Below are 24,053 nucleotides of genomic sequence, written 5' to 3'. Positions count from 1 at the left end.
CGCGGGGTCTGTAGCTCAGCGGATAGAGCAGTAGAGACTCCGGTTACATCACATGCCCACCCGCCTGCCCGTGCCGCGCAACGAGAACGGGCCGACGCCGGCCGGTTATCTGGCATAAACGGGTTCAACTCCTGCTTGTGCCGGGGCAACCCGGCGCAGTGCCACCTCCGCGTGAGGTGGGTGAATTCCGGCCGGCACCACCATGCCCGTTCTCCGCGCGCACTCGCACACAGTGGGGAGCGGGCCGGACGCCCGTCGGTTATCTTTCGGGTAGATCATCCCGGCGGGCACCACACACGCCCGGCTCCCCGCACGCCCGTACTCCGGGCCGACGGAAGGGGAACCGATGGACGCACTGACCGGGATCAACCTGCGCAGCACACCGCAGCGCGAACAGGCCGACCCGCGGCAGCTGCCGAACAACGCGGGCGGCTGGGTCTTCGAAGTCACCCCGCAGGTGCGGCTGCGCCGGTTCCTCACCCTCGGCACCGATGGGGGCACCTACTACGTCGGCGCGCGCGAACTCACCCGCGAAAACGCCGCCGTGGTGGTGGAATTCGCCCGGGAACGCACCGCGGAACTCGTTGCCGAGATCGTCGAGATCTCGGTGTCCGGACGGGCGCCGCGGCAGAATCCGGCGCTGTTCGCACTGGCGGCCGCGGCATCCCTGGGTGACACCGACGGCCGGCGCACCGCATTGGACGCGCTGCCCCTGGTGGCGCGCACGGGAACCCACCTGTTCCTGTTCGCACGCTATATCGAGCAGTTCCGTGGCTGGGGCCGCGGCCTGCGGCGGGCGGTCGCGCACTGGTACACCAGCCGGCCGCTCGACGATATCGCCTACCAGGCCGTGAAGTACCGGCAGCGGGAAGGCTGGACCCACCGCGACCTGTTGCGCCTGGCCCACCCGGAAACCACCGAGGACGAGCGTAAACGGCTGTTCGACTGGATCTGCGGGCGGCAACCGGCGCTGGACGGGCTACGGCTCGTCGAAGGGTTTCATCGGGCGCAGACCGCCGAGGTCGCCGGAATTCCGGCGCTGGTACGCGATTACCGGTTGTCGTGGGAGATGCTGCCCGATACCGCCCTCACCGAGCCGGCGGTATGGGAAGCGCTGCTGGACAACGGTCTTCCGCAGACCGCGCTCATGCGACAGCTGCCCCGGCTGACGAAACTCGGTCTGCTGGATCCGATGAACGCGCGCATGCGTGCGGTCGCCGAGCAGCTGGCGGATCCGGAGCGGTTGCGGCGTGGCCGGGTACACCCGGTCAACGTGCTGATGGCGTTGCGCACCTATGCCTCCGGGCGCGGGGCGCGGGGCAGCGGCACCTGGACACCGGTGGCGCCGATCGTGGATGCCCTGGACGCGGCGTTCTATGCAGCGTTCCGGACGGTGGAGACCACCGGCAAGCGGCATCTGCTGGCCTTGGACGTCTCGGGATCGATGACGGCCCCGATCGCCGGGCTGCCGCTGTCGGCACGGGAGGCAAGTGCCGCGCTGGCGCTGGTCACGGCCGCGACCGAACCCGAGCACAGCATTGTCGGGTTCACCGCCGGCGGCGGCGGGGCCGGTTACCGGGACGGAGTGCTTTCGCCCCTCGCGATCAGCCCGCGGCAGCGTCTCGACGACGCGATCCGTGCGGTCTCGGACCTGCCGTTCGGCGGTACGGATTGCTCGCTGCCGATGCGCTACGCACTCAACCGCAGGCTCGAGGTGGATGTGTTCGTGGTGCTGACCGACAACGAGACCTGGGCCGGGCAGGAACACCCGCACCAGGCGCTGCGCCGCTACCGGGAACAGGTCAACCCGCGAGCCAAGCTGGTGGTTGCCGGAATGACCGCGAGCAACTTCACGATCGCCGACCCGAAGGACGCCGGAATGCTCGATATCGCCGGTTTCGACGCCGCCGTCCCGGCACTGCTCGCCGATTTCGCCCGCGGAGTCTGAACGCCGTCCAAAAGTCGGCGTCGCGGGTCCGGTGCCCGGGGGTCCGGTGAGCAGTCCACCCGAGCCTCGGACTACGCCACGGCCCCGGCCATGATCCCGGCCGGGTGCCGCGCCGTGGTCCCCACGCCACCTACGCGTGGTCCGGTGGCGTGCTCAGGCTCGCAGTTCGGGTCGGCAAACAGGCTTTTCAGCTACAGCCCTGTGAAACCCGGATGGCTCACCGGGGCGCTGAGTAGTCCGGCGCACGCGTCGGTGAGGAAATAGCCCAGCGCCGTCCACTGCGCGGGCTGCGAACCCTCACTGATCCGTGCTTCGTATTCGGCGCAGATATCGGTGATCATGCGGCCCACGATCCGTTCCCGTCCGGCCTGCACCGATGCCGGGACCGCCGACAGTGATTCGTCGATCCGCGCGAGGAGTCGATCCGAGAGCTCGTCGGACCGGGCGGATTCGGTGAGCATGGCCGCGGTAGACGGCGTGGTGGCGAGTTGGCGCTGGAACCTGGCCCGCCAGGTGGGCGTGGGCAGGGAGCCGATATGGCTGGTCACCGGCAGGATCAGGCATTGCAGATACTCGGTGAGGGTCGGGTCTGCCGGGAGCTGCGCGAACAGATCGGCACGGATCCGGCTCACCGGCTCCCGATGCCGGTCCACCAGCGCGCGCAGGAGTTCGTCGCGGCCGCCGAAGTGGTAGGTCACGGCCGAGTGGTTGGACTGGCCCGCGTGCTCGGCGATGCGCCGGTTGGATACCGAGTCGATCCCGTGGGCCGCGAACAGTTCCTCGGCGGCGTCGAGGAGAGCCTGCCGGGCCCGGTCACCGCGCCGTCCCATCGTCTGGCCTCGCTTTCTGTCGTGCCCGTGCCTGCCGCCAGGTTCTCATCCTGCCGCCATGTCCCGGGCGTGCGGCTGCGATCAGTGTCACAGCACGCCGGTTACGCCATTTTAAGTCAAGTGGCGTAAATTGGAGCGCATACCGGGTGTGCGGTCCGAGGGAATCGATGATGCTGCCCCGCCGCCGGAAAAACCCATCGATCCTGTGCCGAACCCGCGGGTTCGCGTCTGCCCACAGCAAGGAGTACCGCGGTGACCGTTGCGCCGACCGAAACCGAGAGCCCGCCCTCGGCCGAAGAGCTGGAAGAACTGGACCGGGAAGAGCTCGCACGAGCCAAGAAGGAGAAGATCGGCCGCATCGTCGGCATGTTCGTCTTCCCCTTCCTGATGGTCTCCATGATGATCACCGGGTATCTCGCCGCCATGCACGCGCCCGCGCCGAACAATATGCCGGTCGCGGTGGCCGGCCCGGGCGCCCCCGAGTTCGCGACGGCACTCGAATCCGATCAGGGCAAGGCGGTGGACGTCCGGGTGGTCGGCAGTGACGCCGAAGCCCGCGACCTGGTGTTCACCCGCGAGATCACCGGTGCCGTCTCGCTTCCCGCCGGTTCCGGCGGCACCGCCGCGGTGTACACCGCCGGGGCCGCGGGGGCCTCCCAGTCCTCCAGCGTCGGCCAGGTTCTCACGGCCCAGGTCGTCGCCGATGGTCTACAGCCCGAGGCCCGGGATCTGGCACCGTTGCCCGCACACGACACGGCCGGTATGGCGGTCATGTTCATGACTACCGCGCTGATGCTCGCCGGATATATGCCGCTGAGCCTGATGCTCTCCTCGGCACCCGAACTGTTGCGGTTCCGGCGATTCGTACCGCTGCTCGCCGGCTGGGCCGCGCTGACCGCCGGACTGGTATGGCTGGTGGCCGGCCCGATCCTGGGTGCGGTCGAAGGTCATACGGCGGAAGTGCTCGGCATCAGCTGGCTCGCGGTGTTCGCGGTGGGTTCGGTGCAATTGTTCCTCTCCCGGATCTTCGGGCCGATGGCCGTCCTGGTGGGCATGCTGTTCCTGATGGTGCTGGGTGTGCCGGCATCGAACCTCGGCATGTCGATCTACAGCCTGCCGTCGCTGTACCCGGTGCTGCACAATTTCCTGCCCTCGCCGGCTACGGGTGAATCGCTGCGATCGGTCCTCTATTTCGGCGGCAACGGGCTGGCCGGCCACCTGGCCGTGCTCGCCGTCGGCGCCGGGATCGCACTCCTGGCGACTCTCGGGCTCGACGCGTTGAAGCGCCGCCGCAACCCGGACGCCGCACCGCTCGCCCGCACCGTCGAATCACTGCTGCCCGGACCGCGGCCCCGCACCCGGGTGCACTACGCACTGCTCGCGTTCTTCCCGCTGGCCATGATCGGGATGATGCTGACCACCATGCTCGGGGCGATGTATCAGCCGGCGCCCAAAGAGATGCCGGTGGCGGTCGTGGCGGCCACACCCGAGATGGCCGGCCAGGTAGTGCAGGGTCTCGACCAGAACATGGCCGGCCTGTTCGATCTCCGCGGCCTCACCGACACCGAAGAAGCCCGCGAGATGGTCGCCGACCGCACGATTTCCGCGGCGTATGTCCTGCCCTCGGCGGAGACCCCGCATGCCACGCTGATCACCAACGAAGCCGCCGGGATGAGCCAGCAGCAGGTGGTGCAGACGGTGTTCGGTCAGGTCGCGGCGGGACAGCATATGCCGCTGGAGACGGAGAATGTGGCAACCCTGTCCGACAGCGACACCATGGGCACGGTGAGCATGTATCTGGCAATGGGCTGGATCATGTCCGGTTTCCTGATCATCATCGTCGGCTCGACCGCGGCGCCGATGGTGATGGGGCTGCGCACACTGCTGCCGATTCTGGCCGGCTGGTCGCTGGGGATGGCGGCGGTGGTCTGGGTGATCGCGGGACCGATCGTCGGCGCGGTGCACGGGCATTTCCTGCCGCTGCTGGGTGTCGGCGCCGTGGCGATATTCAGTACGGCCCTGTTCACCACGATTTTCGTCCGGGTACTCGGCATGCTGGCCGTGCTCCCGGTGATCGCGGTGCTGATGTTCCTCGGCGTACCCGCGTCCAACGGTGCCATGTCGATCTATATGGAACCGGAGATCTTCCGGGTGCTGCACGATGTGCTGCCGATGCCCGCGGCGGTGGAATCGGCCCGCTCGATCCTGTACTTCGACGCCGATATCGTCGGCACTCATCTGACGACATTCGCCTTCTGGGCCGCGATTTCGCTGGTCGTCGTGGCGGTGATCGACCGGTTCCGCCCCCGCAAGGAGGTCGCGACCGCCACCGCCGACGTCGAGAGCTGAACCGGCAGAGCGCATCCGGCCGGACGATCCGATCCGTGATCGTCCGGCCGGAGCCGGGCGCACAGGGCACTTCCGGGCGCCGGATGGCGCAGAGACGCCACCCCTCGCGCACGAGGCGGAGTTGCCGGGCGATTGCCGATATCATCACAGTCGCCCGATGCACTCCTGAAGTACAGGTAGTACCGATGACAACCCAGCCGCGCACCATATCGCCCGATCTGCCGGAGGCCGAGGCGGGTCCGGACACACCGCCGCACCCGCAGCCGGATCAGCCGCGCGGCTACTTTCCGCCGCCCCGGGAACTCCGCGGCAACCTCAACGGCTGGACCTATCCGGCGGTTTTCCTGGTGGCCATTCTGGCGACATTCCTGCTGGCCCAGGCCGGACTGTCGCTGAAGTCCGGCGAACCCGTGCTCACGGCCTTCCACGTATCGGCCGCGGTCTGGGTTGCCTCTTTCCTGCCGATGCTCTCCGCGACCTCGCGGGGCCGGTCGCGGATCCGGATCGACGGTGCGCGGTTCGCCAACGACCGGGGCGCGCTGGTGATTCGCCGATCGCTCGGCTACGAGGTCGCCCTGGTGGTCTGCTTCCTCAGCCTGGCCGCGTTCTGCGCGATCTTCGGTATCGGCACCCACACCGGAACCCTCACCCTCCCGCTGCACCCGCCGATCCCGCCCTGGCTCGCGATCACGGTGGCGGTGCTGCTCCTCGGATACCTCGGTGTCTACGCCCGGCGCCCGGAAATCCGGCGTCTGGTACTGACGCCCATGCATATCGTGCTCCCGACGAAAACATCCATCGGGAACAGGGTGAGCTGGACCGCGGTCGAACAGATCGCGGTGGTGTCGCGCAACAATTCCAAGGGCACCATCCGGATCCAATCCCCCGGCCGCCGGGCCGGCAGCAACAGCACCAAACGTATCCACGCGGAAAAGCTCTCCATCGGCTCGGCGGGAACGTACTGGCTGATCCGCTTCTACCACGAACACCCCGAGGCGCGCGGCGAACTATCCGACGACCGTGCGGTCGCGCGGCTGCGCGAATACGGTGTCGTCGACTTCTCCCGCTAGCCGCAGCGGTCTCCCCCGGCGGCGCGGCCACTGTCGGTAGGCTGGCGCCGTGACCGACGCGCTCCCCGAAAGTTCCCCGATCGCACCGCAACCCGAGGGGATCGCCCACTTCGAGAGCGCGGCGGGCCGGGCGCGGTTCACGGACGCCTACCGGGACGGTATGGCCTTGCTCCCGGCCCCGGCGGAGACCCGGGTCCTGAACACCTCTTTCGGCCGGGTCACCGCGTACCGCTTCGGACCGCCGGCTGCCGAACCCATCGTTCTGCTGTCCGGCCGGCAAGCCTCGACACCCATGTGGCGGGGCAATATCCCGGGCCTGACCGCGCACCACACCGTATGGTCGCTGGACAGCCTCGGAGAACCCGGCGCCAGCGCGCAGACCGCGCCGATCTCGAGCCCCGAAGACCACGCCGACTGGCTGGACCAGGCCCTCGCCCAGCTCGACGCCGAACAGGTCCACCTGCTCGGCGTGAGTATCGGCGGCTGGCTCGCTGCCCAGACCGCCATCCACCGGCCCGCCCGGCTCGCCTCCGCGACACTGCTCGACCCGGCCGTCACCTTCGCGCCGATCACCTGGAAGATGATCGTGGTATCGCTCGGCAGCGTGATACCCGGCCTTCCGCGGCGCGTCCGGGAATGGTTGCTGAGCTGGATCTCGGGCGGCGCGAAGGCGGACGATTCGGTCCCCGAGGCGCGCCTCATCGCCTCCGGTATGCGGGACTTCGCGCAGCACCCGGTCCAGCCGAAACAACCCACGCTCGACCAGCTGCGGTCCATCACCACACCGCTCCTGGTGATCCTGGCGGGGGCGAGCATCATCCACAACGCCGACCGCGCCGCCGAGCAGGCGCGCACAGTGCCCGGCGCCGAAGTGGAGATATGGGCGGGACGTTCCCACGCGATCAACGGTGAAGCACCGGCGGAGATCGCCGCGCGAGTCGATCGGTTCCTCGCCGATCTCTGATCTCACAGGTCCGGTCGGTATACTCCCCCACGGGCACTACCGGTGCGGATACGCCGATAGTGCCCGGGCCGGCTATCGCGCGAACGACACCGTCTTCTCCTCCGTGAATTCCAGCAGGCCCGACAGACCGCCTTCTCGCCCGAGTCCGGCCAGCCCGAACCCGCCGAAAGGCACCTCGGGGGTGTTCGGGGCGCCGTTGTTGACTCCGACGATGCCGATATCGAGGCGGTCGGCCAACTGGGCGGCGCGTTCCGTATCCGCCGACATCACGTATCCGCCCAGACCGGTGTTCCAGCCGTTGACCTCCGCGACGACTTCGTCCTCGGAGGTGTACGGCCGGACCGCGCACACCGGTCCGAAGATCTCCTGATGCCACAGCGGCGTATCGGCGACCGCCTCCACGAGCGTCGGGGCCACGTAGTGTCCGTGCCCGGGCCCGACCTCGCTGCGGTCGACCGGGCAACCGTCCGCCGCGGCGCGCGCTACCAGGTCTTCCAGCCGCTCGGCGTGCGCGGCCCGCAGCATGGGGCCCACATCGGTCCCCTTGTCGGCCGGGTGTCCGGCAACCAACGCGGTGATGCGGGTACGGAGTTCGGCGACGAAGTCCGCGTAGTGGGATTCATGGACGAAAACGTTGTTCGCGGCGATACACGACGCCCCGTTGTTGCGGAATTTGGCGATCAGCAGCGCTTCAAGGGCGGCGCCGGGGTCAGCTTCGGCGGTGACGATGAAGGGGCCCTTGCCGCCGAGTTCCATGGTGACACGGGTCATCGAAGCCATGGCCCGCTGAGCCACCAGGATGCCGACCGGAGTGGAACCGGTGAAGGTGACCGCGGCGATATCGGGCGAGTCGACCAGTGCGCTGGTGAGCTCGTCACCTGCCCCGACCACGACGTTGACGGTGCCGGGCGGAAGATGCCGTTCACAGATCTCGGTGAACGCGACGCTCGTGAGCGGGGTGAGCTCCGAGGCCTTCTGCACGACGGTACATCCAGCGGCAAGCGCCGGAGCGACCTTGCGCGCGGGGATCGACAGCGGGAAGTTCCACGGGCTGACCGCCGCGACGACGCCGACGGGCCGGCGGGTGGTCGTGAAGCGGCGCTGTGCGGTGACGAATCCGCCATCGCCGGGCATGGTGGCGGCGTCGGCAAACCATTCGAAATACTGCGCCGAGAAACCGACCTCACCCACGGCTTCGGCCAGGCGTTTCCCGGATTCGGCGCTGATCGTGGCGGCCAGCGCCTCGGTGTTCGCGCGCAGATCCGCGGCGATGGCGCGCAGTGCGGCGGCACGCTGCCGGGGCGGAGTGTCCGACCATTCCCGGAACGCGCCCGCGGCCACCGACGCGGCCCGGCGCGCGACGTCACCGGTCACCCATCCGACCCAGGCGAGACGTTCACCGGTAGCAGGGTCGGGAATATCGTGCGGGGTCCCCTCGATCGCTTCTCCGCCGATGCGGGCGCCCGCCACAACGGTCTCAGTGGACGGGGACGTCAGGAGCTCAGTGGGCATTGCGAGTTCTTTCCTCTCGGTGGATACGGAAGCGGCGCACAGTGCCGGGGTCCAGTTCGACCCCGAGTCCCGGGCTGGTGGGCAGACGGATCGCACCCTCGGACAGTTCGGGTCCGCGCGCGAGCAACTCGGTGCGCAGCGGGTTCGGCCGCACATCCACCTCGATCCAGTCGACCCGGTCGTAGGCGGCGCCGAACTGGGCGCTGGCCGCGATCCCGATTCCGCTCGAATAGCAGTGCGGTGCGATCCGCACATCGGATCGGATCGCCGATTCGGCGACCGTGCGGGCGATGGTGAAGCCGCCGGATTTGGCCAGATCGGGCTGGATCAACGTGACCGCGCCCGACCCGATGCGGCTCTCGAAATCCTCTGTTCCATAGACGTTTTCACCGGTGGCGATCGGTAGCGATACCGCGGCGGCCAGCTTCTGCAGATCCTCGACCCGGTCGCCGGCCAACGGCTCTTCGATCCAGCGCACGTCGTAGTCGGCGAGTGCGTTGATCTGCTCGGTGGCCGCGGCGACATCCCACGCCTGGTTGGCATCGGCGAACAGTTCGATGTCCGCGCCCACACAGCCACGTGCGGTCGACAGCGTCGCGCGGTCGCGTTCGGCGCCGAAACCGATTTTCGTCTTGATCGCGCGATAACCATCGGCGAGCGCGACCGCGCAGAGCGATTCGATATCGGACGGGCCGATCCCGCTGGCGTAGGCGGGAACAGACGATCGTGACGCCGTCCCGGTCAACAGTTCGTGAACGGGTTTCCCGGCGAGTTTCCCGGCGATATCCCACAGCGCGATATCGATACCGCTCAGCGCCTGCCAGATCGGCCCGATCGCCCCTGCCTGCCGGCCGACCGGAAGCAAGCGCCCGCACAGCAGCGCGAGGACACCTGCCGGATCGCTCGCGTCGAGCCCGAACACCAGCGGCGCGATACCTTCGGTGAACGTCGACAATCGTTCCGCATGCGACCAGCCCGGATAGTTGAGCCAGCTCTCGCCGATCCCGACGACACCGCCGGCCTCGACCTCGACCAGACACACCCGGCGGTCGGTCAGCGTGCCGAACGACATCGGAACGGCACTGTCGACCGGGGCGGACAGAATCGAGACGGTGAGGCGTTCGATCGGGTACCCGGAGGTCATTCGGCGGCCCGGGTCAAGGCCGCGTAGGCCTTGATGATCGCGCCGGTATCGCGTGCGCCGAGCCCCTCATCGAGCCCGACGTCGTTGATGCCGACGATCGCGGTGGCCAGCGGACTGGGCGTCCCGGATTCCTGCGCGATATCGAGTGCGAGTCTGTTGTCCTTCGCCAGTAGCGCCAGAGCGAAGTTCGGGTCGTCGTCGGCGGCGACCATGCGCGGGCCGAGTTCCTTGAACAGGTTCGACACCGTGGCGGCGCCGGAACGTGACACCGCGTCGACGAAGGTCGCGCCGTCGACTCCGTTGCGTTCGCAGAGGGTGAGCGCTTCCGCGGTGATCGCGTTGATGGCGCCGAACATCAGGTTGTTGGCGATTTTGACCACCGATCCCGCGCCGACGTCACCCACCCGTTGCACGGCCGACGCGATCGTGGCAGTGAGTGCGGGGGTGATCTTGTCGATCGCTTCCTCGGTACCGCCGCAGACGAGCATCCACGAACCACATTTGACCGGCCGGCCCAGGACGGGCGCGTCGATGTAGGTGATGCCGTGTTTCTGCAGATCCGCCGCGACCTGCCGGGCGGTGGTGGGGTCGATGGTGGACAGATCCACGACAACCGCGCCTTCGGGCGCCGCGGGCAGGACATCGTCGGCGAGGGCGCGGACGTGCTCGGGCCGGGGGACCGACAGCAGGATCAGGTCGGCATCGGCGACCGCGGTGGCACCGTCGCCGGCCACGTCCACCCCGGCAGCGGCCGCGGCATCCCGCGCGGCGCCCACCGGGTCGAAACCCCGGACGTCGAAGCCCGCCTCGCGGGCGGCGACGGCCACCCGCCCGCCCATCGTGCCGAGCCCGAGTACGCGGATTCTGGTGTTCATGAACCAACCTTCCAGTTGTTGTAGGAATTCGTGTAGATCGACGTGTCGACGAAATCGGCCGGATCGACGTACCTGTCGATACCGCCGATCTCGACGAAAATCCGTTCGATATTGCCGATCTGGCGTTCGAGATCGCCCGACGCGTACATCTGCGCCCATTCGTCGTTGGTGTACAGGCGGGCGAATTCGAATCGGCGCAGGGTGTCGTCGAGTGATTGGCTGTCCGCGTAGGCGGCATCGTGGACGATGGTCAGCGCCCGCTGCCGGTCGTTGATCAGCAGATCATTCGCCTCGAGCCAGGCGCCGGTGATCTTCGACAGCAGTTCGGGATTCGCCTCGTGAAAATTGTTGTTGGCGACCCAGCCCCCGACGATGGACGACTGCGGATAGTAATCCTTGGCCGATGCCACCATTCGGGCGTCGGGCATCTGCTTTTCCACCGTCTCGTCGAAGGGAACCCACAGCGCCACGGCGGGAACCTGACCGGAGACGAATGCGCTGACCGCCGATGGCAGATCGGCATTGATGATCTTCAGGCTCGATGGATCGACACCCTCGGCGCGCAGCGCGTTGTGCAGGAACACGTGCGCCGTGGTCCCGCTGGCCGTAATCACCTGCTTACCTTTCAGATCGGCCACGGATCGGATGCCGGACGACGGTGCAGCCCACAGTTGCGCGGTATCGAATTCGATATCGTTGGCGAGAAACACCTTGCCGACACCCTGCGCCGGGAAATTCGACAGCACGGCGCCCATCACCGCGACATCGACCGATCCGCCGGAAAGGGCCTGGCTCAACGCGGTTCCGGTATCGAACTTCACGGGTTCCAGCGCTACACCGTGCTTTTCGAAAAGGCCCTCTTCGAGGCCCAGCCACATATGGGAGTCCACCGCGAGGGTGTGTAAGTAGCCGACCTTGATGACCGGTAGCCCCTCGGGGGTCGTCCGTGGTCCGGATGTTTCCAGCGCACACGAGGTCAGCAGGGTGAGTACGCCCAGGAGGGCGAACAGGGCGGTCACGATCCGGCGCGGACAGGGGGCTCTCATCGCGACACCCCGGCGGCCTGGTCCGATTCGTCACGCAGGAGTTTCTCGAGGTGGCGTCGCAATTCGACGAAGGCCGGCGAAAGTCTGGTTTCGGCCGACCGCGGGAAGTCGATACCGATCGGGACGGTTTCGCGAACCCGGGTGGGCCGGGCGCTGAGTACCACCACTTTGTTCGACAGAAAGATCGCCTCTTCCACACTGTGGGTGATGAACAAGGCGGTGCGCTGTTCGGTCAACTGCGTCTCGTGCAGCAGTTGCTGCATACGCTCACGGGTCTGCGCGTCCAGGGCGGCGAACGGTTCGTCCATCAGCAGTACCTGCGGATCCGTCGCGTAGGCGCGAGCGATCGCCACCCGCTGGCGCATACCGCCGGACAATTCCTTCGGGTAGGAATCGGCGAAGGCCTCGAGCCCCATGAGTTGCAGGTAGCGGTCGACGATTTCGGCGCGTACGGCGCGTGGTTTGCGGTTGGCCCGGAGGGTGAGCCCGTATTCGATGTTCTTGGCGACGGTGAGCCACGGAAAGATCGCGTACTGCTGGAACACCACGCCGCGCGACGGGTGCGGTCCTTTCACCGGCACACCACCGACGCGAACCGCGCCTTCGTCGGGAGAGAGGAATCCGGCGGCCATATTGAGCAGGGTGGTCTTACCGCACCCGGACGGCCCGATCACCGAGATGAACTCACCGGGCTCGATATCGAACGAACAATCCCGCAGGACGTGCATCCGGTCGCCCGCGCGATCGTAGTATTTGCCGATGCCGTCGAAGGCGATCCGGTTGTCGGCCACGGTTTCCGGTGTCACGACACTGGTCATTTCGACTTCTCCTGCCACGCGGTCATCCGGGATTGGGCGAGTTTGAGAATCAGATCCATGACGAGTGCGGCGATGCCGATCATCACGATGCCGACGTACATATCCGGGATCCGGTAGAACGTCGACGCATCCTGGATGGCGGCGCCGAGTCCGCGCTGCGCCGCAACGAGTTCGGCCGCCACCACCGTCGCCCAGGAGACGCCGAGGGCGACCCGGACAGCGGTGAACAGGTGCGGTACCGACGCGGGGACGACACCGCGAGCAAAGATCTCCCAGCGGTTCGCACCCAGTACCCGCGCGGCCCGGATCAGCAACGGGTCGATACCGGAGATCCCCTCGAACAACACGATCACCGCGGCGAAGAACGAGGCATACACCAGGATCGAAATCCGCGCGGTTTCGCCGATGCCGAAATACACGATCACCAGCGGGACCAGCGCGATCGGGGGAAGCGCGCGGAAGAAGTTGACCAGCGGTTCCACCATCGCCCGCAGCGTCGGATACCAGGCGAGCAGGAATCCGACCGGTAGTGCCGCGACCGAACCGATGATCACACCGATCATCACGCGGGTGACGCTGACCCGGATATCGAACAGCAGGTCCTGTTCGGTGAACAGGGTCCATGCCGCGGTGATCACCTCGTCGGGACGTGGAATACCGCGGCCGGAGACGATTCCCGAGACCGATACCGCGTACCAGGCGGCGATGGCGATCAACCCGCCCGCGAACCCGAGCGCAACACGCCGGGGGGAACCGCCGTCTCCCGTTCTCGGTGGTCGGCGTCTCTTCAGAGATATTCGATCGGTGCTGGGGCTCGTGATCGACATTGCGCACACTCCTCTGACCCCCGGCGGCCGCGAGGACGAGGCTCCATGCAGGAATCTCACCTCAGCCGAACGGGCGATTTCATAAAATCTGACAGCTGCTTCAAGCCGTCCAGCAAAGCCGGAACCAAACAATGTGTTGTTTACCAGTAGGTTCCTGAACCTTGTGATTCACACCATAAGGTAGATTTTGTGTAATCACAAGGTATAGTCGGCGGCAGCAGCGACAGCGGCAGTCGGCTGATCAGTTCCAGCCGGCCTGGCCCCCGCGGGGGCGACCGAGAGCAAGGGGAGTCCAGGTGTCCACAGCACGACCGGAGAGCGGTCTGGCAGAACACGCGTACCTCTGTCTGCGCCGGGCGATACTCGACCACAGATTCGAACCGGGAGAGCGACTGTCGGTGGCAGTCGTGGCCGAGCGGCTCGAGGTCGGCAGGAGTCCGGCGCGGGAGGCTATCGCCCGCATCACCTACGAGGGCCTGGCCCAATTCGAACCGAACAAAGGTGCCGTTGTCGCGAACCCGGATCGTGGTGAACTGGTCGAGATCTACGAGGTCCGCGAGGTACTGGAAGGACTCGTCTGCCGGCTCGCGTCGCAGCGCGTCTCCGCCGCCGACCTGCGCGATCTGCGCGCGATCCTCGCCGACCAGCGCGCCGCCATCGACAGCGGCGATGTGGCACGTCACTACACCGTCGATATGCGCTTCCATGCCCGCATCCGCGAAATCGCCGCGAACTCGAAGCTGGCCACACAGCTGGATCTCCTCCAGGATCAGATCCGCTTGGCGATGTCGACCACCCATCGCTCACCCGGCGGAATGCCGCTGGCCCTCGCCGAGCACCACCGCATCGTCGATGCGCTCGAGTCGAGGGACGTGCTCTTGGCCGAATTCGCCGGGCGGGGTCATATCGCCCGGCTCCGGAAGGAACTGGCGACTGTCGAGGCATCTTCGGCGACAGCCGGTTCTTCCACCGCAGAGCCACTGCTATGACCCGGGGGTCCCACGGATCGGCTCCGGGCACGACCCTGCCGGAGCCTCACCACGACGAACCCGACCGGGAACCGGACTATCGGTTCACCCTGGCCAACGAACGAACCTTCCTGGCCTGGATTCGTACCGCGTTCGCCCTGCTGGCAGGCGGAGTTGCCGTCGGACAGCTGTTCACCGGTGAATTGGATCCGGTCACGCACCGGATCTTGGGCGGGGTATGTGTCGTCTTGGCCGTGCTCGTCGCGGTCGGGTCATTCCTGCGCTGGCGACAGGTGCAGGCAGCCATGCGCCGCGACGGGCCATTACCCGGCCCGGTGATGGTGAAACTGCTGGTGATCGGGGTACTGGTAGCGGCAGTCGGCTGCGCGCTGCTCATCGGCCTGTGAGCGGCGCGGGCGTCCGCGACCCCGGACTGCAACCGGAACGCACCGTCCTGGCGTGGCGCAGGACCGCACTCACCGCGGTGGCGGTGGGACTGCTGCTCACCAAGGTTGCCGCGCAACATGCCGATCCGCTCGGCATCGCGACGGTCGCTGCGGCGGGCCTCTCCGTCGTGATCCTGGCCGTCGGCCTGCATCGCCGGCGCGGCCGGCAGGGTCCGGAACAGGTACGAGCGATGCCTACGGGCTTCATGGCACTGATCGCCGCGAGCGCCGGTATGCCCGCGCTGGGCGCGCTCGCGGGCTTTCTGTATCCGATATTCGTCGACTGAACCGTGCCGGCGCACCCGGTCCGGCCGGCCCACCTGCGCCGATTAGGCTCCGGGAATGGTCCGGGTACGGCAGATGCACGAATGGGCGGTGACCGAGGACGAGGCGATCGCCATCCAGCAGGGGCTGCGCGAGCGGGTTGTGGTGCGCGACGAGCACGGCCCGATCCGGCGGGTGGCCGGATTGGATGTCGCCTACCGGGATCCGGATATCGCGGTCGGGGTGGTGACCGTCCTGGACCTGGAATCGCTCGCGGTTCTCGATCAGGCGGTGGTCCGTGAGCGAATCGAATTCCCATACATATCAGGACTTTTCGCATTCCGTGAGGTTCCCGCGCTGACTCGCGCGCTGGAGAAACTGACGGTGGAACCCGATGTGCTCGTCTGCGACGGTCACGGGCTCGCCCACCCGCGCCGGTTCGGCCTGGCCGCACATCTGGGCGTACTCACCGATCTGCCGAGTATCGGCGTGGCGAAGAACTCGTACGGTGCGGCCACCGAGCCCGGTCCGGCACGGGGCGATCGGAGCGCAGTCACCTCCGATGGCGAGATCGTCGGCCGCGTCCTGCGCACCCAGCCGGGGGTCAAACCGATCTATGTGTCGGTGGGGCATCGCTTCACCCTCGATTCGGCCTGTGACCTGGTATTACGCCTGGCACCGCGCTACCGGTTGCCCGAAACCACTCGCACCGCCGACCATCTGGGGCGCATCTCCTGACGGAGATCCGCAAACCGGGTGACCGGCGGCGGATCACGCGATAAACGTCCTGCCCCGATATCTGTTGCGGGATACGCCGGCCCGGTTCGGGCGGCGGCGAACTCGTTCCGTACCGGATGACACCGTCGAGGCCTCAGGCGCCTCCGCGCCGATCCGGCAGATCGGGCGAGTTCCCCCGCGACCTCACCTGGCCCCGGGCGGAACGCTCACACCTTGACGAGGTCGTCGGCGTGGATCACCGGTCGCTGCATACTGTCCGGCAGTTCCCGGGTGGACCGGCCGAGCATCGTCGCGAGTTCGGCCGCGTCGTATTCCACGACACCCCGGGCGACGATCGCGCGATCCGGGCCCACCAGGTCGACCACATCACCCCCGTGGAATCGGCCGCGCACCCCGACGATCCCGGCCGCCAGCAGCGACCGCCGGGCATGCGCCACGGCGCGGACCGCTCCCGCGTCGATGAGGATGGCGCCGCGACTGTCGGCCGCATGCCGGACCCAGAACCTGCGGGCCGACAAACGCACCGGGCGCGCCGCGAAAGCCGTACCGACAGTTCCGGTTCCGAGCGCGCTCGCGGCCTCGGCGGCCGCGGCCAGCAGCACCGGGACGCCCGCGTCCGCGGCCAGCCGGGCGGCGGACAGTTTCGAGGCCATCCCGCCGGTCCCGAGCACACCGCCACTGCCGGCGATCACCCCGTCCAGGTCGGCGCTGGTGCGGACCTCCGCGATGAAATTCGCGTCGCTCTTACGGGGATCGCCGTCGTACAGCCCGGCGACATCGGAGAGCAGGAACAACGCGTCGGCGCCCACCAGGTGGGCGACCAGCGCGGCGAGCCGGTCGTTGTCGCCGAACCGGATCTCCTCGGTGGCGACCGTATCGTTCTCGTTCACCACCCCGACCGCACCGAGCGACCGCAACCGGTCCAGGGTGCGCTGGGCATTGCGGTGGTGCTCGCGCCGGGCGAAATCGTCGGCGCTGAGCAGCACCTGGCCGACGGTCCGGTCGTAGCGGGCGAACGAGGTGCCCCAGGCATGGGCGAGCGCGAGCTGACCGACACTGGCCGCCGCCTGTTTGGTGGCGAGATCGCGGGGCCGCCGGGTCAGCCCGAGCGGCGCCAGGCCCGCACCGATCGCGCCGGAGGATACGACCACCACATCGGATCCCGCGCGCATCCGCGCCTCGATGGCGTCCGCCAGCAGATCCAGTCGCGCGGTATCGAGACCACCGTGCAGGCTGGTGAGCGCGGACGAACCGATCTTCACCACGACCCGCCGGGCACCGGCAATCGCCTGCCGGGCATCACTGAGTTCTGGGGAGAGCTGGGTCACGGCCGTGCCCCTGCTCCGCGGTTACCCAGGTTCACCTGCCTACTCCTCGTCTTCCTCGTCCACCAGACCGCGCCGCACCCGCGACGCGTGTTTACGTTCGGCGGCACTCACTCGGTCGGTCTGTTCGAGCCGGATATCGGTGCCGCGGCCGGTGGGCACGATATCGGCCCCGGCCGTGATCTGCGGTTCCCAGTCGAAGGTGACATCGCCGATGGTCACCGGCGCACCCGGTTGCGCGCCCAGCCGCACCAGTTCGTCCTCGACGCCGAGCCGGGCCAGGCGGTCGGCCAGGTACCCGACAGCCTCGTCGTTGTCGAATTGGGTCTGCCGCACCCAGCGTTCGGGCCGGGTACCGCGAACCAGGAACCCGCCCGGCTCGTCCGGATCCGGCCGCACCGAAAAGCCCGATTCGTCCACCGCGATCGGGCGGATCACCGGACGTTTCGGCGCGGCCTTCGGATGGGCGGTGCGGTACTCCTGCACCAGCTCGGCCAGCGCGAAGGTCAGCGGCCGCAGACCGGCGTGGCTGACCGCGGAAATCCGGAAGACCGGCCAGCCGCGCTCGCGCAACTCCGGTGTCACCAGATCGGCGAGATCCTCGGCGTCGGGCACATCGGCCTTGTTCAGGATCACCGCCCGGGGCCGGTCGGCGAGGTCGCCCAGGCTCGCGTCGCCGGTCAGTGCCGGTTTGTAGGCGGCGAGTTCGGCTTCGAGGGCGTCGATATCGGAGATGGGGTCGCGGCCGGGTTCCAGCGTGGCCAGGTCCACCACATGCGCCAGGACCGCGCAGCGTTCCAGATGGCGCAGGAAGTCCAGGCCGAGACCGCGGCCGCTGCTGGCCCCGGGGATCAATCCGGGGACATCGGCGATGGTGAAGGTGGTGTCGCCCGCGTTCACCACTCCCAGGTTCGGAACGAGGGTGGTGAAGGGGTAATCGGCAATCTTGGGTTTCGCGGCGGAAAGCACCGACACCAGCGAGGACTTCCCGGCGGACGGGAACCCCACGAGACCCACATCGGCGACGGATTTGAGTTCGAGCACCACATCGCGGACCTCGCCCTCCTCCCCGAGGAGCGCAAAGCCGGGCGCCTTGCGAGCCCGCGACACCAGCGCCGCGTTCCCCAGGCCGCCGCGCCCGCCCTTGGCGACCACATACCGGTTACCGGCCCCGACGAGATCCATCAGGACCTCGCCGTCCGGGCCCAGCACCACGGTCCCGTCCGGAACCTTCAGCAGCAGCTCCGAGCCCTTCTTCCCGTCCCGGTTCCCACCCTCGCCGGGTTTGCCGTTACCGGCCTTGGCGTGCGGGTGGAAATGGAAGTCCAGCAGCGTATGCACATTGGCGTCGACCTCGAGGATCACATCCCCGCCGTTCCCGCCGTTCCCGCCGTCGGGCCCGCCGAGCGGTTTGAACTTCTCCCGGTGCACCGACGCGCACCCGTGCCCACCCTTGCCGGCACGGACATGAAGAACGACACGGTCGATGAACTTGGCCATGGCCGGATCATCCTCCTCGGGATAGTCGAAGGTCGGGAAGGCACGACGGCCGATAGGCGATCGCGCCCGGGGGGCGGCTACGGCGAACCGTAGAAACGCGAAAAGCGGGTCGAGGGTGAATCACCCTGACCCGCTCGCTGTGGTGGAGTCGTCAGCCGGTCAGGCTTCGACCGGCTCCGGCACCACGATGTTCACGGTCTTGCGACCACGCTTGCTGCCGAACTCGACAGCACCGGCTTCCAGCGCGAACAGGGTGTCATCCCCGCCGCGGCCGACATTGACGCCGGGATGGAAGTGGGTGCCACGCTGGCGTACCAGGATCTCGCCGGCCTTGACGGTCTGCCCACCGAAGCGCTTCACGCCGAGCCGCTGGGCATTGGAATCGCGGCCGTTCCGGGAGCTGGACGCACCCTTCTTATGTGCCATTGCTGATACTCCTTCAGCGCGGGCCGGTAAGCCCTGCGAGTCGTTACTTGATGCCGGTGACCTTCAGGACCGTCAGCGGCTGACGGTGTCCCTGGCGCTTGTGGTAGCCGGTCTTGTTCTTGAACTTGTGGATGCGGATCTTCGGGCCCTTGGTCTGCTCGACCACCTCGGCCGACACCGAAACCTTCGCGAGCTTGTCGGCTGCGGTGGTCAGCTCGGCCCCGTCGACGACGAGCACCGGCGACAGTGCCACGGAGGTGCCCGGCGCACCCTCGATCTTCTCGACCTTCACCAGGTCACCGACCGCGACCTTGTACTGCTTTCCGCCGGTCTTGACGATCGCGTACGTTGCCATCGGTCGGCTGCCCTTCTTCCTGTAGTGCTCGGCACTCGTTCGCACGGCCGGATCTCGGTTTCGCACCGGGATCCACCGCACGACTGGTCTGATAATCATCGCCGCCTCAGCATCTGGTGGCTCTCGGTATCGGGAACCGGCCACGGAACAGCATGCTGCTGCCGCCGGGCAGCGACTGGCCAAGATTACAGGATGCCGGTTCCCGCGACCAAACCGGACCCGTTCCCGGACCCGGACCCACCCCGACGGCGGCCACCCCGGACCGAGCCGAAGACCGACCTCACTGCCACCGCCGCACTCTCCACCGCTCCTCCGGACCGGGGCCCTGTCGACACCTCGTATAGACGCCGTCCCCGGGCAACCCCGGTCCCGGGCCGCTCCGGGACCGGGACCGATCCGAAATCGGACGGGAGCGTATCTCCATACCTCTTCTCGGGCAGACACGCCGCTCACTGTGCCCCGCTGTGGACCAGCGCGCGGTAATCCGGGCCGACCCGAGACCCGGACCCGGCCGGAGCCGACGCAGGACCGGTGCCTGTCGCGTCCGGTCGCCACCCCGGTGCGGCCTCCTCCCCGAGCAGCCGGGTTACCGGACCGCTTCGAGTCGATCTCCATCTGTCTCGCGAGCGGATCCCCGGGCCGCTGCGCCCTCGCGGTGCACGGGTTGCAGAAGCGGCCGACGCGGGACCCGGCCAGGACAGAGACGTGACTGCCCTACCAGTGCCATCGCGCGGGTACACCCGGCGAACGACGCAGGGAGACGCGGAAGCGCCCGGCCCCGCTTCCGGGGCCGGGCGCTCTCCGGCTGGAATCAGCTCTCTTCGTCGACAGGCGGTCCGGCCGGACGCCCGGCGGCGCGGCGGCGGACCCGCCGGGCCGGTACCTCGGCCTCCGGCAGTTCGGCCGCGACGTCGGCGACCGGTGCGGCCGGCTGTTCGTCCGCGGCGAGTACGAACACCGCGGCCGAACTGTCGGCTGCCGGTGAAGCGGTGGAACGGGCGACACGACGCCGGCGCCCACGGGCCTCCGGAGGGCTGTCGGCCGCCGGACCACTGGTTGCCTGCTGCGCGGAATCCGGCTCCGCCGTGCGTACCGGGGTCGCGTGAGCGGTCCCGTTCCGGCCACTTGTGGATCCCGGCTCGACCTGCGTGGAGACACCGTTACTCGTCGATTCCGCGGTTGCGGCGGCCGCCGCAACCGGCTCCCCGCTGTCCGAGGGGCTCTCGTCCTCTGTAGCGGTGGATCCGTCGGTATCCGATTCGGCGGCAGGCGCTGGTACGCCACTGTCCACTGTCGTGTCACCCACGGTGGTAGCAGCAGCTGCCTCAGCCACATCCGGCCCAGTGGTCCCGGTCTCATCCACAACGGCCTGGGCCCCGGACGGCCCGGTGGCCGCGGCCTCATCCGAACCAGCGGTCGCGGCCTCGGCCGCATCGGGCTCAGCGGTCGCCTCGGATGCGGCGTGCACACCGCTGCCGTTCGATTCGGCGGCCGGACGATCACCGGACCCCGCGGCACCGGCGGACCGGCGGACCCGGGTACGGCGCCGGCGGGGTTCCGCAGCGCCTCCGCTGTCCGCGGCACCGGTCTTGCCGGGTTTCGTGTCACTACCGGCCGCTGCCGACGCGGCGGGCGCCTCGGACTCGACCTGATCCGCGGGTGGCGCCGTCTCGTCGTCCGATTGGTGCGCGGCCATCGCCAGCGCCACCGGATGGGCCCGCTTCGCTGCCGCGTCTTCTTCCGAGACCTCGGCCACGGGTGCCGATACGGCAGCCGCCGGAACCGGTGCCGCCTTATCGCGATTACGGCGCCGCCGCGAACCCGATTCGCGGCCCCGCCCGGAGCTGTCCTCGGCACCCGACTGCTCCACCGGATAGCTGTGCACCAGGATGCCGCGGCCGTGGCAGTGCTCGCAGGTCGTGGAGAACGCCTCCACCAGGCCCGTACCGAGCTTCTTGCGGGTCATCTGCACGAGGCCCAGCGAGGTCACCTCGGACACCTGGTGCCGGGTGCGGTCGCGGCCCAGTGCCTCGGTGAGCCGGCGCAGCACCAGATCGCGGTTCGATTCGAGCACCATATCGATGAAATCGACCACGATCATGCCGCCGATATCGCGCAGCCGCATCTGCCGCACGATCTCCTCGGCGGCCTCCAGATTGTTCCTGGTGACCGTCTCTTCCAGGTTGCCGCCGCCGGAGCCGGTGAACTTGCCGGTGTTCACGTCGACCACCGTCATGGCCTCGGTCCGGTCGATCACCAGGGTGCCGCCCGAGGGCAGCCACACCTTGCGGTCCAGCGCCTTGGCCAGCTGCTCATCGATCCGATAGGTCTCGAAAACATCGGCGCCGGTGCTCTCGTGCCGGGAGACCCGCGCGAGCAGATCGGGGGCGACGGTGCCGATATAGGTCTCGACCGTGTTCCAGGAGCGTTCGCCCTCGATCACCAGTTTCGAGAAATCCTCGTTGAACAGGTCACGGACCACCTTCACCAGCAGGTCCGGTTCTTCGTAGAGGGTTTTCGGCGCGTTCGACTCGCCCTCGGCGGCCGCGGTGATCGTGCGCCAGGCCGCCTGCAACCGTTCCACGTCGCGGGTCAGTTCCGCTTCGCTGACACCTTCGGAGGCGGTCCGGATGATCACACCGGCGTCGGCGGGCACGATCTCGCGCAGGATCTCCTTGAGACGTTTGCGCTCGGTATCGGGCAGTTTGCGGCTGATCCCGGTGGAGGTACCACCCGGTACGTATACGAGGAATCGACCGGCCAGGCTGATCTGGGTGGTCAACCGGGCACCCTTGTGGCCGACCGGGTCCTTGCTGACCTGGACCAGCACCTGATCGCCGGGTTTGAGCGCCTGCTCGATCTTGCGTTCCTTACCGCCGAGCCCGGCGGCCTCCCAGTTCACCTCACCCGCGTAGAGCACACCGTTGCGGCCCCGGCCGATATCGACGAACGCGGCCTCCATACTCGGCAGCACGTTCTGCACCTTGCCCAGGTAGACATTGCCCACCATGGACGCCGACCCGGTACTGGTGACGAAATGCTCGACCAGGATGTTGTCCTCGAGCACCGCGACCTGGGTGGCCGACGGATGCCCGGGGAATTCCTTTTCCCGGACCACCATCACCCGGTCGACGGATTCGCGCCGCGCCAGGAATTCCGATTCGGTGAGGATCGGCGGGCGCCGCCGGCCGGCCTCGCGACCGTCGCGCCGGCGCTGCCGTTTGGCCTCGAGCCGGGTGGAACCCGTAATGCCCTGAACCTCGTCCACGGTGGCGCGGGCCCGGGTCTTGTTCCGCGGCTCACGTTCGTGAACGACCGTATTGGGCGGATCGTCCTCGGCGGATTCGGAGTCACCGGACTCGCCGGCGCCCTTCCGGCGGCGGCGACGCCGGCGACGCCGGCTCGAACCGCCGTCCGATTCGTCGTCCGCATCATCGGATTCTTCGGTCTCGGCCGTGGCCTTGTCCTGGTCGGCCTCAGCGGGGGTCTTGTCCTCGGTCTCGGCGGCAGAGTCCGGCGACTCGGCGTCCTCGGATTCGGAGTCACCCTCGTTCTCGGACTGCTGTTCCCCGCGACCCCGGCCGCGACCACGCCGGCCGCGCCTGCGCCGCCGGGGCTGATCGTCGGAATCGCCGCCTTGATCGGACTGGTCGTCAGCGTCTGTCTCGACATCGGTATCGGTGTCGGTGTCGGTGTCCGTGTCGGCGGCCGGTTCGGGCGCGGGCTGCTGCTCGGCCTTGCGCCGCCGGCGCAGGTCCTCGGCTGCCGCCGCATCCGGGGAGAGGAACAGCGGGGCCGCGACGACCGCGCTTTCGAAAACCATCGGTTCGACCGAGGCGGGTTCCTCGCGGACGGGGCTGGCGAACAGGTTCGCGGCGGCGGTGAACGCGGGCGGGGGTGCCACCGGGGATCCGGTGGTCACCGTGGCCGAGACGGATACCGAGGTGGTCCCGGCGGGTTCCGATGATTCTTCCGCAGCCGACCCGGTCCCCGCACCGCGGTCGCGCTGCGCTGTATCGGTTACCGCGGCCGTTTCGCCGGACCCGGCACTATCGCCGGACACCGCGGCGGTGCCGGTCTCGGCGGCCGCGGCTGTCTCCGCTTCGGGGGCCGGGGCGAGCCCGGTCCCGGAGGCCACTACATCGGGTGTCTCGGGTTCTTCCGGTTCCCATACCGCCGCGCCCGCGGACACCGTGTCCACCCCGATGCCAGGGATTTGCCCGGAACCGCCGCCGGGCGTGACAGCGGCACTCGCCGCCTGCTCCGCCCCGGTAGCAGCGGCCTCGGTGCCCGTAGCGGCAGCGGAAGTGGCGGCGCCGGCGTCGCCGCGACCCACTCCGGGGCCGGGGACCTCGGCGCCGGCCGCTCCGGGCTCCGGCGCGGCGCCGGCCGGATCGAACAGGCCCGGTTCGGCGGGGGTCAGGTTGGGGGTGGTCAGCGAGTCACGGACCGATTCCGCGACCGCCCGGTCCACACTCGACTGCGGGCTGCGGGCCTCGGCCCCCAGTTCGCTGAGTTTGGCCAGAATGCGCTTACTGGTCACACCCAACCGTTTGGCGAGGGCATGTACTCGGATTCGCTCCGGCAAGTGATCGTCATCCTGTGATGTTGTGTCCAGCGGCTCTTGATCGGCCACGAAGTCTCCTCG

Annotated in this window: 20 protein-coding genes; 8 read left to right on the top strand and 12 right to left on the bottom strand. The window is 68.3% G+C overall.

Translation table 11 applies throughout. The features are described 5' to 3' along the window. Positions 1-346: 346 nt before the first annotated feature. A complete protein-coding gene (locus ACIA75_RS08950) occupies positions 347-1,948 on the top strand; it encodes a TROVE domain-containing protein (RefSeq protein ID WP_397101650.1) in 1,602 nt (533 codons plus the stop codon). Between the two features lie 191 nt (positions 1,949-2,139). Here ACIA75_RS08950 and ACIA75_RS08945 read toward each other — a convergent pair whose 3' ends face one another. Beyond that, entirely contained in the window at positions 2,140-2,778 is a 639-nt protein-coding gene (locus ACIA75_RS08945) for a TetR/AcrR family transcriptional regulator (RefSeq protein ID WP_397101648.1), read from the bottom strand. Positions 2,779-3,030: 252 nt separating this feature from the next. Between ACIA75_RS08945 and ACIA75_RS08940 the strand changes: the two genes are divergently transcribed. The 3 genes from ACIA75_RS08940 (at position 3,031) to ACIA75_RS08930 (ending at position 7,161) form a co-directional block, all read left to right on the top strand. Beyond that, complete coding sequence (locus ACIA75_RS08940) at positions 3,031-5,127, top strand: ABC transporter permease (RefSeq protein WP_397101646.1); 2,097 nt, start codon at positions 3,031-3,033, stop codon at positions 5,125-5,127. 185 nt (positions 5,128-5,312) lie between these two features. Then, the gene (locus tag ACIA75_RS08935; RefSeq protein ID WP_397101644.1) at positions 5,313-6,197 is read left to right on the top strand and encodes a hypothetical protein; all 885 of its coding nucleotides are present in this window, start codon (positions 5,313-5,315) and stop codon (positions 6,195-6,197) included. A 49-nt stretch (positions 6,198-6,246) separates the two neighbouring features. Further along, positions 6,247-7,161: an alpha/beta fold hydrolase gene (locus tag ACIA75_RS08930; protein WP_397101642.1), complete on the top strand. Its 915-nt coding sequence runs from the start codon at positions 6,247-6,249 to the stop codon at positions 7,159-7,161. Between the two features lie 72 nt (positions 7,162-7,233). Here the strand turns inward: ACIA75_RS08930 and ACIA75_RS08925 are convergent, their stop codons facing one another. Genes ACIA75_RS08925 through ACIA75_RS08900 form a run of 6 tightly spaced genes read right to left on the bottom strand, consistent with a single transcriptional unit; the run spans position 7,234 to position 13,383 of the window. Next, positions 7,234-8,673 carry an aldehyde dehydrogenase family protein gene (locus tag ACIA75_RS08925; RefSeq protein ID WP_397101641.1) on the bottom strand — a complete coding sequence of 480 codons (1,440 nt, stop codon included), beginning with the start codon at positions 8,671-8,673 and terminating at the stop codon, positions 7,234-7,236. Continuing rightward, the gene (locus ACIA75_RS08920; protein WP_397101640.1) at positions 8,663-9,817 is read right to left on the bottom strand and encodes a mandelate racemase/muconate lactonizing enzyme family protein; all 1,155 of its coding nucleotides are present in this window, start codon (positions 9,815-9,817) and stop codon (positions 8,663-8,665) included. Before ACIA75_RS08920 ends, ACIA75_RS08925 begins: the two co-directional genes overlap by 11 nt. Beyond that, positions 9,814-10,707, bottom strand: a complete 894-nt coding sequence (locus tag ACIA75_RS08915) for an NAD(P)-dependent oxidoreductase (RefSeq protein WP_397103419.1) — start codon at positions 10,705-10,707, stop codon at positions 9,814-9,816. The genes ACIA75_RS08920 and ACIA75_RS08915 overlap by 4 nt, the downstream gene beginning before the upstream one ends. Next, on the bottom strand, positions 10,689-11,738 hold the full coding sequence (locus ACIA75_RS08910; protein ID WP_397101638.1) for an ABC transporter substrate-binding protein: 1,050 nt from the start codon (positions 11,736-11,738) through the stop codon (positions 10,689-10,691). Before ACIA75_RS08910 ends, ACIA75_RS08915 begins: the two co-directional genes overlap by 19 nt. After that, positions 11,735-12,556 (bottom strand): ABC transporter ATP-binding protein, encoded by an 822-nt coding sequence (locus tag ACIA75_RS08905; protein WP_397101636.1) that lies wholly within the window; start codon positions 12,554-12,556, stop codon positions 11,735-11,737. Before ACIA75_RS08905 ends, ACIA75_RS08910 begins: the two co-directional genes overlap by 4 nt. Continuing rightward, positions 12,553-13,383: an ABC transporter permease gene (locus tag ACIA75_RS08900; RefSeq protein ID WP_397101634.1), complete on the bottom strand. Its 831-nt coding sequence runs from the start codon at positions 13,381-13,383 to the stop codon at positions 12,553-12,555. The genes ACIA75_RS08905 and ACIA75_RS08900 overlap by 4 nt, the downstream gene beginning before the upstream one ends. Positions 13,384-13,679: 296 nt before the next feature. Between ACIA75_RS08900 and ACIA75_RS08895 the strand changes: the two genes are divergently transcribed. Genes ACIA75_RS08895 through ACIA75_RS08880 form a run of 4 tightly spaced genes read left to right on the top strand, consistent with a single transcriptional unit; the run spans position 13,680 to position 15,799 of the window. Beyond that, positions 13,680-14,372: a GntR family transcriptional regulator gene (locus ACIA75_RS08895; protein WP_397101632.1), complete on the top strand. Its 693-nt coding sequence runs from the start codon at positions 13,680-13,682 to the stop codon at positions 14,370-14,372. Further along, positions 14,369-14,758 (top strand): YidH family protein, encoded by a 390-nt coding sequence (locus ACIA75_RS08890; protein WP_397101630.1) that lies wholly within the window; start codon positions 14,369-14,371, stop codon positions 14,756-14,758. Before ACIA75_RS08895 ends, ACIA75_RS08890 begins: the two co-directional genes overlap by 4 nt. Next, positions 14,755-15,084, top strand: coding sequence for a DUF202 domain-containing protein (locus ACIA75_RS08885; RefSeq protein WP_397101628.1), 330 nt, complete (start codon positions 14,755-14,757; stop codon positions 15,082-15,084). The genes ACIA75_RS08890 and ACIA75_RS08885 overlap by 4 nt, the downstream gene beginning before the upstream one ends. Before the next feature lie 55 nt (positions 15,085-15,139). Next, positions 15,140-15,799, top strand: coding sequence for an endonuclease V (locus ACIA75_RS08880; RefSeq protein WP_397101626.1), 660 nt, complete (start codon positions 15,140-15,142; stop codon positions 15,797-15,799). Between the two features lie 206 nt (positions 15,800-16,005). Here ACIA75_RS08880 and proB read toward each other — a convergent pair whose 3' ends face one another. The 5 genes from proB to ACIA75_RS08855 form a co-directional block, all read right to left on the bottom strand. Then, the gene (gene proB, locus ACIA75_RS08875) at positions 16,006-17,127 is read right to left on the bottom strand and encodes a glutamate 5-kinase (RefSeq protein ID WP_397101624.1); all 1,122 of its coding nucleotides are present in this window, start codon (positions 17,125-17,127) and stop codon (positions 16,006-16,008) included. Positions 17,128-17,166: 39 nt separating this feature from the next. Next, a complete protein-coding gene (gene obgE, locus ACIA75_RS08870; protein ID WP_397101622.1) occupies positions 17,167-18,624 on the bottom strand; it encodes a GTPase ObgE in 1,458 nt (485 codons plus the stop codon). 159 nt (positions 18,625-18,783) lie between these two features. Beyond that, positions 18,784-19,050: a 50S ribosomal protein L27 gene (gene rpmA, locus ACIA75_RS08865; RefSeq protein ID WP_397101620.1), complete on the bottom strand. Its 267-nt coding sequence runs from the start codon at positions 19,048-19,050 to the stop codon at positions 18,784-18,786. 43 nt (positions 19,051-19,093) lie between these two features. Further along, entirely contained in the window at positions 19,094-19,405 is a 312-nt protein-coding gene (rplU, locus tag ACIA75_RS08860; protein WP_068046299.1) for a 50S ribosomal protein L21, read from the bottom strand. Between the two features lie 811 nt (positions 19,406-20,216). Next, positions 20,217-24,041 (bottom strand): translation initiation factor IF-2 N-terminal domain-containing protein, encoded by a 3,825-nt coding sequence (locus ACIA75_RS08855; RefSeq protein ID WP_397101618.1) that lies wholly within the window; start codon positions 24,039-24,041, stop codon positions 20,217-20,219. Positions 24,042-24,053 lie beyond the last annotated feature (12 nt).

Origin of the sequence: Nocardia sp. NPDC051750 (genome assembly GCF_044453135.1) — a bacterium.
In the GTDB taxonomy this organism is placed as follows: domain Bacteria; phylum Actinomycetota; class Actinomycetes; order Mycobacteriales; family Mycobacteriaceae; genus Nocardia.
This window is presented reverse-complemented; position numbering and strand designations above follow the sequence as displayed.

Excerpts from the sequence above, each read along its gene's own strand:
- ACIA75_RS08905 (WP_397101636.1), bottom strand. The coding sequence starts at position 12,556 with ATGACCAGTGTCGTGACACCGGAAACCGTGGCCGACAACCGGATCGCC.
- ACIA75_RS08945 (WP_397101648.1), bottom strand. The coding sequence starts at position 2,778 with ATGGGACGGCGCGGTGACCGGGCCCGGCAGGCTCTCCTCGACGCCGCC.
- obgE (WP_397101622.1), bottom strand. The coding sequence starts at position 18,624 with ATGGCCAAGTTCATCGACCGTGTCGTTCTTCATGTCCGTGCCGGCAAG.
- ACIA75_RS08925 (WP_397101641.1), bottom strand. The coding sequence starts at position 8,673 with ATGCCCACTGAGCTCCTGACGTCCCCGTCCACTGAGACCGTTGTGGCG.
- ACIA75_RS08920 (WP_397101640.1), bottom strand. The coding sequence starts at position 9,817 with ATGACCTCCGGGTACCCGATCGAACGCCTCACCGTCTCGATTCTGTCC.
- ACIA75_RS08910 (WP_397101638.1), bottom strand. The coding sequence starts at position 11,738 with ATGAGAGCCCCCTGTCCGCGCCGGATCGTGACCGCCCTGTTCGCCCTC.
- ACIA75_RS08935 (WP_397101644.1), top strand. The coding sequence starts at position 5,313 with ATGACAACCCAGCCGCGCACCATATCGCCCGATCTGCCGGAGGCCGAG.
- ACIA75_RS08890 (WP_397101630.1), top strand. The coding sequence starts at position 14,369 with ATGACCCGGGGGTCCCACGGATCGGCTCCGGGCACGACCCTGCCGGAG.
- rpmA (WP_397101620.1), bottom strand. The coding sequence starts at position 19,050 with ATGGCACATAAGAAGGGTGCGTCCAGCTCCCGGAACGGCCGCGATTCC.
- ACIA75_RS08950 (WP_397101650.1), top strand. The coding sequence starts at position 347 with ATGGACGCACTGACCGGGATCAACCTGCGCAGCACACCGCAGCGCGAA.
- ACIA75_RS08880 (WP_397101626.1), top strand. The coding sequence starts at position 15,140 with ATGGTCCGGGTACGGCAGATGCACGAATGGGCGGTGACCGAGGACGAG.
- ACIA75_RS08900 (WP_397101634.1), bottom strand. The coding sequence starts at position 13,383 with ATGTCGATCACGAGCCCCAGCACCGATCGAATATCTCTGAAGAGACGC.
- rplU (WP_068046299.1), bottom strand. The coding sequence starts at position 19,405 with ATGGCAACGTACGCGATCGTCAAGACCGGCGGAAAGCAGTACAAGGTC.